General features: G+C 73.2%; 11 protein-coding genes. 7 read left to right on the forward strand and 4 right to left on the reverse strand.

Going from position 1 to position 12,587, the window contains the following annotated elements; genetic code table 11:
* Positions 1-62: 62 nt before the first annotated feature.
* Positions 63-2,495, reverse strand: a complete 2,433-nt coding sequence (locus tag ACSDG8_RS18865; RefSeq protein WP_210894305.1) for a penicillin-binding protein — start codon at positions 2,493-2,495, stop codon at positions 63-65.
* 403 nt (positions 2,496-2,898) lie between these two features.
* Here ACSDG8_RS18865 and ACSDG8_RS18870 point away from each other — a divergent pair, with 403 nt between their 5' ends.
* Positions 2,899-3,219 carry a WhiB family transcriptional regulator gene (locus ACSDG8_RS18870; RefSeq protein WP_210894303.1) on the forward strand — a complete coding sequence of 107 codons (321 nt, stop codon included), beginning with the start codon at positions 2,899-2,901 and terminating at the stop codon, positions 3,217-3,219.
* 8 nt (positions 3,220-3,227) lie between these two features.
* Here the strand turns inward: ACSDG8_RS18870 and ACSDG8_RS18875 are convergent, their stop codons facing one another.
* The 3 genes from ACSDG8_RS18875 to ACSDG8_RS18885 are packed head-to-tail and all read right to left on the reverse strand — an operon-like array spanning position 3,228 to position 6,019.
* The gene (locus tag ACSDG8_RS18875) at positions 3,228-4,376 is read right to left on the reverse strand and encodes an ArsA family ATPase (RefSeq protein ID WP_210894301.1); all 1,149 of its coding nucleotides are present in this window, start codon (positions 4,374-4,376) and stop codon (positions 3,228-3,230) included.
* Positions 4,377-4,430: 54 nt separating this feature from the next.
* On the reverse strand, positions 4,431-5,405 hold the full coding sequence (locus ACSDG8_RS18880; RefSeq protein ID WP_439427118.1) for an ArsA family ATPase: 975 nt from the start codon (positions 5,403-5,405) through the stop codon (positions 4,431-4,433).
* Between the two features lie 26 nt (positions 5,406-5,431).
* The gene (locus tag ACSDG8_RS18885; protein ID WP_210894298.1) at positions 5,432-6,019 is read right to left on the reverse strand and encodes an Rv0361 family membrane protein; all 588 of its coding nucleotides are present in this window, start codon (positions 6,017-6,019) and stop codon (positions 5,432-5,434) included.
* 336 nt (positions 6,020-6,355) lie between these two features.
* Here ACSDG8_RS18885 and ACSDG8_RS18890 point away from each other — a divergent pair, with 336 nt between their 5' ends.
* The 6 genes from ACSDG8_RS18890 (at position 6,356) to ACSDG8_RS18915 (ending at position 12,575) form a co-directional block, all read left to right on the forward strand.
* Positions 6,356-6,793 (forward strand): hypothetical protein, encoded by a 438-nt coding sequence (locus ACSDG8_RS18890; RefSeq protein WP_439427119.1) that lies wholly within the window; start codon positions 6,356-6,358, stop codon positions 6,791-6,793.
* Positions 6,794-6,855: 62 nt separating this feature from the next.
* Positions 6,856-7,011, forward strand: coding sequence for a DUF4177 domain-containing protein (locus tag ACSDG8_RS18895; protein ID WP_013289021.1), 156 nt, complete (start codon positions 6,856-6,858; stop codon positions 7,009-7,011).
* Between the two features lie 5 nt (positions 7,012-7,016).
* Entirely contained in the window at positions 7,017-7,478 is a 462-nt protein-coding gene (locus ACSDG8_RS18900) for a RidA family protein (protein WP_030502086.1), read from the forward strand.
* A gap of 121 nt (positions 7,479-7,599) precedes the next feature.
* Positions 7,600-8,394, forward strand: coding sequence for an MBL fold metallo-hydrolase (locus ACSDG8_RS18905; RefSeq protein ID WP_439427120.1), 795 nt, complete (start codon positions 7,600-7,602; stop codon positions 8,392-8,394).
* The gene (locus ACSDG8_RS18910) at positions 8,391-11,972 is read left to right on the forward strand and encodes an adenylate/guanylate cyclase domain-containing protein (protein ID WP_439427121.1); all 3,582 of its coding nucleotides are present in this window, start codon (positions 8,391-8,393) and stop codon (positions 11,970-11,972) included. The genes ACSDG8_RS18905 and ACSDG8_RS18910 overlap by 4 nt, the downstream gene beginning before the upstream one ends.
* 135 nt (positions 11,973-12,107) lie before the next feature.
* Positions 12,108-12,575, forward strand: coding sequence for a hypothetical protein (locus ACSDG8_RS18915; protein WP_210894292.1), 468 nt, complete (start codon positions 12,108-12,110; stop codon positions 12,573-12,575).
* Positions 12,576-12,587 lie beyond the last annotated feature (12 nt).

A 12,587-nucleotide genomic window follows, 5' to 3' on the forward strand; every position in this document is an offset into this window, starting at 1 on the left:
CCAAAAAGCGGCGGCCATCTCCGGGAAGGAGATGGCCGCCGCTCGTTCGTCAGGTGGCGGGATCAGTTCGGTGGTCGTCCGGGACGGCCGCCGTTACCCGGTCCGCCGGGCCGGCCGGGCGTCGCCGCGTCGCCCTGGTCCGCGTCGCCCTTGCCGGAGCTGACCTCGATCATGACGACGCCGCCCTTGATGGTGCGTCCGTTCGGGCTGGTGCCGGCCGCGGTGCCCGCCGGGCAGTCCGAAGCCACCTTGTTGCTGGAGACCACCGGCTCGAAGCCGGCGCCCTTGAGCCGGGACTTCGCGCTCTCGATGGACGCGCACTTCACATCCGGGATGGACCGCTGGTCACCCAGGACGATCTTGCCGCTGGGCGGGGTGAAGTTCTTCCGGTCCTTGCCCTCCATGGCGCCCCGCAGCGTCTCGTAGACCGCCGGGTTGATGCCGGTGGGGGTGTCGTGACCCATCTTCTGAGTGGTCTGCGGCCAGTCCGGGTCGGCCATGATGCCGGCCACCGCGTACTGCTTGGTCATCGCGACCAGCGAGGAGGTCTTCTCCGAGTCGGTGGTGCCGGACTTGCCGGCCACCGGCGCCTTGACGATGTTGCGGACGTTGCCGGCGGTGGCGGTGCCGCACTTCGTGGTCGAGGAGCGGTCACCAACCGGGCAGCGGGCGGCGTCCACGGCGGCCCGGGCCACCTCGGTGCTGATCCGCTGCTCGCAGCGCGGGTTCGCGACGTCGAGCTTCTCGCCCTCCGGGCCGCGGATCTCCTGCACCGGGATCGGCTCGCAGTACTTGCCGTCGGCGCCGAGCGTCGCGTACGCGTTCGCCAGTTCCAGCGGGGTGGTCTGCGAGACGCCGAGGCTGAACGCGCCCCACTGGTGCGGGTTGGCGGCGAGCTGTGCGTCGCTCGACGAGCGGAACGAGATGCCGAGCTTCTGTGCCGCCTTCACCACGTTCTCTGCGCCGACCCGCTGCTGCAGCTCGATGAAGAACGTGTTCACCGAGAAGCCGAAGCCGCTCCACATGTTGTGCATGCCGGCCATCGAGGCGTTGGCGTTCTTCGGGCAGTACTTGTTGGTGCCCGGGCAGGCGGCCGGCGAGTTGAACTCGACCGGGTAGTCCGACTTGAACACCGGCTGCGCGTTGATGGGGTAGCTGAGCGGGTAGCCCTTCTCCAGCGCGGCCACGAGCGTGAAGATCTTGAAGGTCGAGCCCGCCTGGTAGCCGGCGATGCCGGGGCCACCGGTGATCAGCGGGTTCACCGTGTTGGGGTAGTTGCCCCGGATCTTCTTCTTGGCCTTCTTCGGGTCGCTGGAGATCTTGTTCTGCGGGTCGTCCGGGTCGTCGAGCTTGAAGTTGCGGTTCACCGCGACGGCGCGGACCCGGCCGGTGCCGGGCTCGACGGCGGCCACCATCCGGGCCGCCTTGCTGCTCTCGCCCAGGTTCTTGCGGACGGCCTTGTCGGCGGCCTTCTGCGCCTGCACGTCGAGCGTGGAGACGATGGTGTAGCCGCCGCTCTTGAGCCGCCGCTCACGGTCGTACGAGGTGGCGCCGAACGTCTCCTGCTGCAGCCACCAGCGGTAGAGGTAGTCGCAGAAGAAGCCCCACGAGCGGGTCGTGGTCTGGGTGCAGCCGTTCGGGGTGCGCTTGCCCTTGACCTCGAGCTTGATCTTCTTGGCGGCGTCCGCCTCCTGCTGGGTGATCGCGCCGATCTGCACCATGTTGCCGATGACGTAGTCGCGCCGGCCGACCGCCTCCGGGTAGCCCGCGGGGGTGGTCGGGTCGAACGCGGTGGGCGCCTTCACCATGCCGGCGAGCATCGCCGACTCCTGGATGTCCAGCTTGCTCGGCGGCTTGTTGAAGTAGACCTGGCTGGCCGCCCAGATGCCGTACGCGCCGTTGCCGAACGCGGCGATGTTCAGGTAGCGCTCCAGGATCTCGTCCTTGGAGAGCTCCTTGTCGATCTGCAGCGCCAGGCTCATCTCGCGCAGCTTGCGGGCGCTGGTGTCCTCGGTGGCGGCGACCACGTCGGCCGGGTGGGTGGCCGAGTAGGAGATGGCCAGCCGGACGTACTGCATGGTCAGCGTCGACGCGCCCTGCCGGGAGGAGCCGGAGGACTGGTTGTTGACGAACGCCCGTGCCACACCGTTGAGGTCCACGCCGTTGTGCTTGTAGAAGTCGTGGTCCTCGGCCGCGATGATGGCCTTCTGCATGTGCGGCGAGATGTCCTTGAGCTTGACGTCCTTGCGGTTCTCGTCGTACATCGTGGCCAGCACGGTCTTGCCGTCGGCCGCGAGCAGTCTGGTGATCTGCGGGGACCGCGCGACGGTCAGCTCCTTGGGCAGCGCGCCGAATGTCTCCGAGCCGGCCTTCGCGGCCAGTCCGGTCATCGCCACCGCGGGGAAGGCCGCCGCAGCGACCACCACTCCGGCCAACAGGCCGCAGATCAGCAGCGATGCGGCGTTGGTCAGCACGTTGTGGTCACGTTTCCGCATCCAGGTCACCTCGACAGGGTACGCGAGCAGGGATCGGCGGGCGCGCGGGGAACTTTCCCCATTTCCTGCATGCGCCGGCCTCGTTGTGCTAAACGCACGAGCCCTGGTCCTGGGTTGCGTGAGATCCGGCGGAAGTCTCTGGCGAAGTCCGGGAGCGGCGCAGCGTTTTCACGTACCCGGGCGGGGTAGACGCGGGCGAAAGCCCGGGAAGCCGGGAGTGTCCGGAATGATGGATTTCGCCGACAACGTTGCGTAATCGGGCGACTACACAGCATGATGGGTGGCGGCGAAGGCAGCCATGCGTCGTTCGTGCCGCCCTGGGGAGGCCGGCGCGAACGACCGGGGGGAGTTCGAGGGCTGCTCGCACGAAGTCGGTAGGTACTGCAAGGGGGGACGTGTACAGATGGGCATGATCACTGACTGGCCGTCACTGGCGGCATGTCAGAACGGAGACCCGGACGCGTTGTTCGTACAGGGCGCCGAACAGAACGTGGCGAAGAGGATCTGCCGGAGCTGCCCAGTTCGGTACGAGTGCCTGGCCGACGCGCTCGACAACCGGATCGAGTTCGGTGTGTGGGGTGGCATGACCGAACGCGAGCGCCGTGCGTTGCTGCGCCGTCACCCGCAGGTGACCAGCTGGCGCAAGATGTTCGAGGCGGCCATGAAGAAGAACGCCAAGGAGAAGACCGGCAAGGACAAGGTCCTGGTGACCACTGCCACCTGACCTGCTGGTCAGCGCCGGCTGATCGCCTCGCCGATCGTCCGCAGCCCGTCGACGTCGTGCACGTCGGCGGGCTGCGCGGCCACCGACACCGCCGGCACCGCCGGGAACGCCTCGGTGAACCGCGCCGCCACCTGCTCCTCGCGTTCCGCCTGCTGGGCCAGCGCGGCGTGCGCGCGCAGCACCTCGACGGTGCCCTCGTGCCCACCCTCCGCGGCCAGCCGCTCCGCGGCGGCCAGGCTCTCCGCCGCGGACAGGTCCGCCGCCGGCCGGTGCACCCGGTTGAGCACCAGCCCGGCCAGCGGCATCTGCTCCTCCCGCAGGCGACCGGCGAAGTAGGCGGCCTCCCGGACCGCGTCCGGCTCCGGCGCCGCGACCAGCAGGAACGCCGTCTCCCGGGCCTGCAGGATCCGGTACGTCTGCTCGGCCCGCTGCCGGAACCCGCCGAACATCGAGTCGAGGGCCGCGACGAAGCCGGACAGGTCGGTGAGCAGCTGGGCGCCGAGCACCTTCTGCACCACCTTGGAGAACATCCCGAAGCTCGCCGTCACCAGGTTGAACATGCTGCGCCCACCGGTACGCGCCGGGGCCAGCAGCAGCCGCAACATGCGGCCGTCGAGGAACCGGGACAGGCGGGCCGGAGCGTCGAGGAAGTCGAGCGCCGACCGCGACGGAGGCGTGTCCACCACGATCAGATCCCACTCGCCCCGGGCGTGCAACTGGCCCAGCTTCTCCATCGCCATGTACTCCTGCGTGCCGGCGAAGGTGGAACTCATGGCCTGGTAGAACGGGTTGGCGAAGATCTCCGCCGCCTTCGCCGGGTCGGTGTGCTGGAGCACCACGTCGTCGAACGTGCGCTTCATGTCCAGCATCATGGCGTGCAGCTCGCCGCCGCTGGCCTCGACGTCGATGCCCTTGACCTGGCGGGGCGTGTTGTCCAGCTCGGTCAGGCCGAGCGACTGCGCCAGCCGGCGGGCCGGGTCGATGGTGAGCACCACGGTCCGGCGGCCGTGCCGCTCGGCCGCGCGCAGCGCCAGCGCCGCGGCGGTGGTCGTCTTGCCCACGCCGCCCGCCCCGCAGCAGACCACGATCCGTACGCCGTCGTCGGCGAGGATCTGGTCGACGTCAAGCGGAGGCGCCGCGTCTTCGGAAGGCACCAATCGAGCGTATCGGTCCCGAGGGGCACTCTGCTCCGTGCCGGTCGCAGGTGTGAGTCAATCCGCCCGGACGAGGGTCTCGGTGAGCGTCTCCAACCCGGCCCGGTCGACTCCTCCGGGCAGCAGCGGCAGCTCGATCATGGGCAGGCCCAGCTCCACCAGGTCGCCCCGGAGCGAGTCCTCCAGCTCTCGGCGTACCCGCTGGTCGTGGGCCTCCTCGACGAGCCCGGCCACGGTCGGGCCGTCGGTCGGCAGGCCGGCGGCGGCCAGCCCGCGCTTCAGCTCGGCCGCGGTCACGGCCCGGCCGGCCGGCACCGGCGGGCGGACGCCGTTCACGATCACCCGGCCGACCGGGAAGCCGAGCTGGGTCAGCTCGGCGACTGCGTCGAGCGTCTCCTGGACCGGCATCTCCTCCAGCAGCGTGACCACGTGCACGGCGGTCATCGGCGACCGGAGCAGCACGGAGACGCCCTCGCTCTGGGTCTTGATCGGGCCGACCTTGGCCAGCCGGGCGGTCTCCGCGGTCACGTTCAGGAAGCGGCCGATGCGTCCGGTCGGCGGCGCGTCCAGCACCACCGCGTCGTAGGTCCGGCGCGAGCCGCTGGTGCGGGTGGTCGCCTCCTTGACCTTGCCGGTGAGCAGCACGTCGCGCAGGCCCGGCGCGATCGTGGTGGCGAAGTCGATCGCGCCGAGCTTGCGCAGCGCCCGGCCGGCCGCGCCGAGCTTGTAGAACATGTCCAGGTATTCGAGGAGCGCCGCCTCGGCGTCGACCGCCAGCGCCCGCACCTCACCGCCGCCGGGCGCGTCGGCGAGGTGCCGCTCCTCGTAGGGCAGCGGGTCGGTGCCGAAGAGCTGAGCGATGCCCTGCCGGCCCTCCACCTCGACCAGCAGGGTGCGCCGGCCCCCGGCGGCCAGGCCGAGGGCCAGCGCGGCGGCCACGCTCGTCTTGCCTGTGCCGCCCTTGCCGGTCACCACATGCAGGCGGGCCGGCCATCTGCCGGCGGACTCGGCCGGCTGCTCACTCGCTGCCACCCGTCGAGCCTAACCAGCCGGGCGGATCAGCCGACCTCGCAGACCCACCATCCCGTCTTCCGCACCACCGTGAAGCGCAGGGACTGCTCGGCGACCTTCTCGTCGGCGGTGGTCATGGTCACCCGGGCGGAGACCGTGGCCCGGTCCCCGGTCTGGTTGTCGACGGTCGGGTTGCTCCAGCGGAACCGGGGGTTCTGGTACTGCTCGGCGTACTTCTGGACCTCGGCGACCTTGGCGGTGATCTTTTCGTCGTCGCGTGCCGCCGAGCAGACGAACGCGGCCGCCTTCTCGGGGTCCCGCTCCTGGTAGACGGCCTTGAGGAAGCCGTCCACCGCGACCTGCGGCTCCTTGGCTCCCTGGCCGTCCTCGGCGTCGCGCAGGACAAGGAACGCGGCAGTGCCCCCACCGCCGCAGAGCAGGACCGCGGCGGCCAGCACCAGGGAGGCGATCAGCAGGGCCGGTCGCTTGCGTGGCTGGCCGCCCGGTGGACCGGGCGGATGGCCCGGTGGCCCGGCGGCGGGAAGGGAGCCCGACGGTGTGCCGCCGTCGGGCGGTGACTGTGGATGTGGGTCGCCGGGCATGCCGGTGTCGCCACCGGCGGGCGGTTGGGTCATCTGTCTCCCCCGGGTTGCGGCTCCCGTCGCCGCCCCAGGCGACGGGCACGGGTCGAGGTGGTCGGGCGCGCGTCCGCGCGTGCCCAGTCCGGAAGGGTAGCGGTCGGCGGGGCGCTTGCCAGCCCCGTGTGCACACCCGTCGGAGGTGAGTTCGCGGTCGCGTTCCGGACCAGGCTTGTGTCGCATATGTGACTGGGCGTGACGAAGCGTGCGCGTCCCGTTGCCGGGACTGGTCGGAGGTCCTACGTTCGTCCCGACACGGAGAGCCGGACCCGCCGGACGGTGCCGAGGCGGATGGCGGTGTCAGTGAGCAGGTACGACGCCCGGAGGCGACGCATGCGCGACGCGGAGAACACCCCCCGAGCCCAGTTCCCCGGCGACCGGTCCGGCCGGCCCGACGAGGCCGACGTGCCCGCCTCGTTCAACGAGCGGTCGTACCGCCTTCCGGTCGAGGTGGTCCGGACGCTGTCCCGCCCCGGCGCGAAGGGGCGGGAGGAGGACGAGCCCGGCTACGTCATCCACCTGCCGGTCCGGGTGCCCGACCTCGCGGCGGCCACCGCGCTCGCCGGCACCGTGGCCACCTCGCTGGGCTTCCTGGTGGAGCTGGACGCGGGCGAGACCACCGTCTCCACCGCGGACGACCAGAACAACAGGCACCGGGTCTTCTGCGACCTGCTGCTGCCCGACCGCAGCCGGTGTCCGCAGCGCTTCGAGCACGAGGGCCCGTGCGGCGAGCCGCCGTCCGCGCCGGAGCCGCGTCCCGCGTCCCGCTGACGACGGCGGACCGTAGGCTGTGCCTGACCGAAGTCCAAGTCAGGCAAGGGAGCCCTCCTCCGATGCAGAAGTGGGAATACGCCACGGTGCCGCTGCTGGTCCACGCGACCAAGCAGATCCTCGACAACTGGGGCGAGGACGGCTGGGAACTGGTCTCGGTGGTGCCCGGCCCGAACCCGGAGCAGCTCGTCGCGTACCTGAAGCGCCCGAAGGGCTGAGCCGTATGAGCAACGGACCCCACGCGAAGCTCGCCGAGCTCGGCCTCGAACTGCCCGAGGTGGTGCCGCCGGTGGCCAGCTACGTGCCGGCCGTCCAGTCCGGGCAGCACGTCTACGTCTCCGGCCAGCTTCCGATGGCCGAGGGCAAGCTGCTCGCCACCGGCAAGGTCGGCAACGGCGTCTCCGCCGAGCAGGCGAAGGACCTGGCGCAGCGGTGCGCGCTGAACGCGCTCGCCGCGATCGACGCGCTGGTCGGGCTGGAGAACGTGGTGAAGGTCGTGAAGCTGACCGGCTTCGTGGCCAGCGCGCCCGGCTTCACCGGCCAGCCCGGCGTGATCAACGGGGCCTCGGACCTGTTCGGCGCCGTGTTCGGCGAGGCCGGCCGCCACGCCCGCAGCGCGGTGGGCGTGGCCGAGCTCCCCCTCGACGCCCCGGTCGAGGTGGAGCTGATCGTCGAGGTCGCCTAACCCGGCGACGAGCCCGCGATCTTGCGGTTGCCGCCCTGACAGAAGCCTCAGACGGGGACAAAGCAGCGGCGGGAACTGCAAGATCGCGGGGAGTGGCCGGGGGAGTCGTACGATCGCTGCCATGGGTGGGCGTATGGCCGGGGCCGCTGGGGCGCTTGCGGAAGGGCTGCCGGGGTGGGTGACGCTGTTGCGCGCGCCGAACCCGGGGCCGATGACGCTCGACGGCACCAACACGTGGGTGCTGCGGGCCGGGCCGGACGCGCCGGCCCTGGTGGTCGACCCGGGACCGGCCGACGAGGGCCACCTGGCCGCGATCGCGGCCCAGGGCGGCATCGGGTGCGTGCTGATCACGCACGGGCACCCCGACCACACCGACGGCGCACCCCGGCTGCGTGAGCTGCTCGGCGACGTGCCGGTTCTCGCCGCCGACCCGGCACACACCGCCGGGGGCGCCCCGCTCACCGCCGACACACGCCTCGACATGGGACTCGGCCTGCGGCTGCTGCCCACCCCCGGGCACACCGCCGACTCGGTCTGCCTCCTGGCCGAGCACGACGGCGATCGGGTGGTGCTGACCGGCGACACGATCCTCGGCCGGGGCACCACAGTGGTCGCCCACCCCGACGGACACCTCGGGGACTACCTGTCGAGCCTGGAGCTGCTCTCCACGTACCGGGAGGTCCCGGTGCTGCCGGGCCACGGCCCGGCGCTCGCCGACTGCGGCGTCGCGGCCGATTTCTACCTGGCCCACCGGCGGGCCCGGCTGGACCAGGTGCGCGCCGCCGTCGCCGCGGGCGCCACCACCGCTCCCGAGGTCGTCGCCGTGGTCTACGCCGACGTCGACAGGTCGCTGTGGTGGGCCGCCGAGTGGTCCGTCCGCGCCCAGCTCGAACACCTCGGGGTGGAGCAGCCGTGACCTGCCCGGTGTGCGGGACGGTAGCGGTACCCGGGGCGCGGTTCTGTCACAACTGCGGCGCGGCGCTGCCGGCCGCCGCCACGCTGCCCGCCGCCGAGCGCCGCGTGGTGACGGTGCTCTTCGGCGACCTGTCCGACTTCACCTCCTGGTCGGAGGACCTGGACCCGGAACGGGTCGGCGCGGTCACCGACCGGGTGCTCGCCGCCCTCGCGGGCGCGGTCAAGACGTTCGGCGGGCACGTCGACAAGCTCACCGGCGACGGGATCATGGCGGTCTTCGGCGCGCCGGTCGCGCACGAGGACGACGCCGAGCGCGCGGTACGCGCGGCGCTGTCCATGCAGCGGGCCGTCCGGCGGGTGCTCGACGACGAGCGCGGCGGCGGCGCGCCGCTGGGCCTGCGCGTCGGCCTCAACACCGGCGACGTGATCGCCGGCATCCAGGCCGCGATCGAGTACACGGTCATCGGCGACACGGTGAACACCGCCGCGCGCCTGGCCGACGCCGCAGCGGTCGGCGCGGTCTACGCCGGCGCCCGGACGTCGGCGGCCACCCGGCACGTCGCCTCCTGGCGGGCGCTGCGCCCGCTGCGGCTCAAAGGCAAGCGGGAGCCGGTCGAGGCGTACGAGCTGCTGGGCCTGCTGGACGCGCCCGGCACCCGGTCCGGTCTCGGCGACGAGGCGCCGTTCGTCGGCCGGGAGACGGAGATCGGCCGCGTCGCCGGCCGGCTCGCCGAGGTGATCGACCGGGGCGAGCCCCGGGTGCTCCTGATGACCGCCGAGGCGGGGATCGGCAAGTCCCGGTTCGCGGCTGAGGTGGAACGCCTGGCCGCCGGATACGACGTCGGCGCCGGCCGGTACGCCGCGCACACCGGCGCCCGGGTGCTCTCGGTGCGCTGCGCCGCGTTCGGCGAGCGCCGCCGCCTGGCCCCGCTCGCCGACCTGGTCCGCGCCGCCGTCGGCCTGCCCGGCGACGCCGCCACCGCTGTCACCCGCCCGGCCGTCGAGGAGCGGCTGCGCCGGCTCGGCCAGCGTCTGTCCCGGCTCCCCGGCGACCCGCCGCCGATCGCCGTGGACCAGCTCCTGGCCCTGCTCGGGTACGCCGAACTGCCGCCCGCCACGGAGAACGGCGAGTGGAACGCGGCCGGGCCGCCACCGGACGACGAAGCCGTGCCGATCGCTGTCGCCGACCTGCTCACCGCGCTCGCCGTGGAGGCGCCGCTGGTGATCGTGGTGGACGACCTGCACGACGCCACGGCCGAGACGCTCAAGGCGCTGGCGCTGACCCTCAACCGGCTCAGCGGACCGGTGCTCGTGCTGCTGCTCGGCCGGCCCGAGCTGGTCCGCACCGCCGGCGCGCTCACCCGGGTCGCGGACGCCGAGGTGCACGCGCTGCCGCCGCTGCGCGGCGCGGACGCCTCCCGGCTGCTCACCAGCTATCTCGCCGGTGGCCGCATGCCCCAGCCCGACGCGGACCGGCTGCTCGCCACCGCTCAGGGCAACCCGTTCTACCTGGCCGAACTCGTGACGCTGCTGATGGAGCGCGGCGCGCTGACCGCCGGACCGGGCCGGGGCACGGACGTCGGCTGGCGTCTCGCCCCCGGCTCGCTCGGCAGCCGGCTGCTCTCCCGGGACCTGGCCGCGGTGCTCGCCGCGCGTATCGACGCGCTGCCGCGGGATGCCCGCTCGGCGCTGCGCGACGCCGCGGTGGTGGGCGACACCGTGCCCGCCGGTGCGCTGGAGGCGCTGCGGGAGCAGCGGATCGGGCAGGACGGCCGGCCCGCCGCGGTGGCCGCCGTCGAGCTGGACCGGGCCGTGGAGGAGCTGCTGCAACGCCGCATGCTGCACCGCACCCGCACCGGGTTCGCCTTCGCCACCCCGCTGATGCGGGAGGCCGCGTACGCCGGGGTGAGCAAGGCCGAGCTGGCCGAACGGCACGCGGCCCTGGCCCGCTGGGCCGCGCCGGAGAGCGTGGCCGACACGAGCGGCGCCCCGGCGGGCGCCTTCAGCGAGGCCGCCCGGGACGACTTCGTCGCCGAGCACGTCGAGCGGGCCACAGCGCTCGCCGACGCGGTCAAGCTGCGCCCGGACGCGCCGGCCCGGGCGGTCATCCCGCTGGGCGTGGCCGCGCTCGGCCGGGCCGCCCGCCGGTCACTGCGGTCGGGGGAGCCGGCTCTCGCGGTCGAGTACGCCGAGCGCGCGGCCGAGCTGGCCCGCGACGGCGTGCCGCCGGCCGACCGGGTGACGCACGCCCGGGCGCTGCTCCAGATCGGCCGCCCCGCCGACGCGCTCGCGTTCGCCGAGAAGATCGCCGCGAACACCGGCGACCCGGCCACCCGGACCGCCGCGCTGCTGCTGGCCGGGCAGGCCCACCAGACGCTGGGTGACGCCGAGCGGGCCGAGCGCAGCTGGCAGGAGGCGTTGCAGGTGGCCACCGACGCCGACCTGCCCACCATGCGGGCGTCGGCGATGCGGCGGCTCGGCATGGCCGACTTCATCGCCGGCCGGCTCGGGCAGGCGAGCAGCCGGCTGGCCGCGTCCTATCAGGTCAGCCTGGCGGCGCGGGATCCGCGCGGACAGGCCTGGTCGTTGCAGAACCTGGCCTGGGTGACCACCACCCGGGGCGACTTCGCCGGCACCGACGCGGTGCTCGGCCGGGCCGCCCGGCTCTTCGCCGAACTGAAGGACCCGTACGGGCGGGCCTGGCTGCGCGGCACCACCGCGTTCGCCCGGCTGCTCGCCGGAAGGCTGCGGGAGGCGTGCCGGATGGCGCGGGTGTTCCTGCCGTTCGGGGAGCGGGTCGGCGAGGCGTGGGCGGTCGGCACGCTGCGCGCGGTCGAGGCGTACGCCACCGCCGAGCTGGGCGACCTGGCCGAGGCGGACCGGGCGGCGCGGCGCGCGTACCGGGACTTCGCCGAGGTGGGCGACGACTGGGGGCAGGGCTTCGCGCTCGTTGTGCGCGGGGTGGTGGCGCGCGGGCTGGGCGAGCCGGAGCACGCGGCCGACCTGTTCACCGACGCGCTCGAATACGCCGCCCGGACCACCCACCCGCTGCTCACCGGCATGGCCGGCACGCTGCGCGGCTTCGTCGCGCTGGACATGGGCGACCACGAGACCGCCGAGCGGGAGGCGCGGTCGGTGCTGACCCAGGTGGAACCGCACAACCCACAGGCGCCGGCCCAGGTCGCGCCGCGGGTGCTGCTCGCCATGGCCCGGCTCGCGGCCGGTGACCCGGGCACCGCCGTGGGGCTGCTCGCCCCGGTCGCCACCGGCGCGGCGAACGCGCCCTCGCTGCTGTTCTCCCGTCGGCAGACGATGGCCCGGTACGCCGCCGCGCTGCTCGCCCACGGCCAGCGCGAGCAGGCGCTCGACTGGGCGCAGCGGTCGATCACCGCACCGGCCGAGGACGTGCGCAGCCAGGTGGTGGCGCGGCTGGTGCTGGCCGAGGCGCTCGACGCCTGCGGCCGCCGGGCCGACGCGCTGGCCAGCGCGGAGGAGGCGGTACGTCTCGCGTACGCCACCGAGCAGCGCAGCGAGCGGATGGTCGCCGACGCGTTGCGGGTCCGGCTCTCCGGCGGCTGATCGGTCGTTGTTCTACCGGTTCCGGGGATGTGCTCGTCGGTGGGGCCGGTTAGCGTGGGGCGGCGTCCGTCGTGGATCGACTGTCGCACACCGGTACGCGCGCGCGTCACCGGCAGACCATGCTGGGGAGGGACGATGAGGCTGCCGCGCTCGGGCGCCGGCTGGACGATCGCGGTCTTCGGGCTCCTCGCGCTGCTGCTCGGCGCGCTCGGGCTGATCTGGCCGGAGACACAGCTTCGCCTGCTCGGCTTCGAGGTGCCGGCCGAACGCGCCCCGGGCGACTACACCGGCACGTTCCTCACCGCGTCGTCGATGGCCTCGTTCAACATGGGGGTCTACTACCTGCTCGCCGTCGCCACCGAGTGGCGGCCGTTCTACCGGTTCACTGTCTGGTTCCGCCTGGTCACGTTCACCGTCTTCACCATCGCGGTGCTGTCCGACGTCGCGCCGGACCGGTTCTTCGCGGTCGCCGCGTGGGAAGGGCTGGGCGCGGTCGCGACAGCCGTCGGCCTGTGGTGGGACGCGCGCCGGGCGGCTGCCGGCACGGCCGGGCCGGGCGACTCCGCGCCGGATCCGGTGCCGGCCACTGACGCGGCCCGCTGACCGGCCGGACCA

Origin of the sequence: Micromonospora sp. LA-10, assembly GCF_051853095.1 — a bacterium.
In the GTDB taxonomy this organism is placed as follows: Bacteria; Actinomycetota; Actinomycetes; order Mycobacteriales; family Micromonosporaceae; genus Micromonospora; species Micromonospora echinospora_A.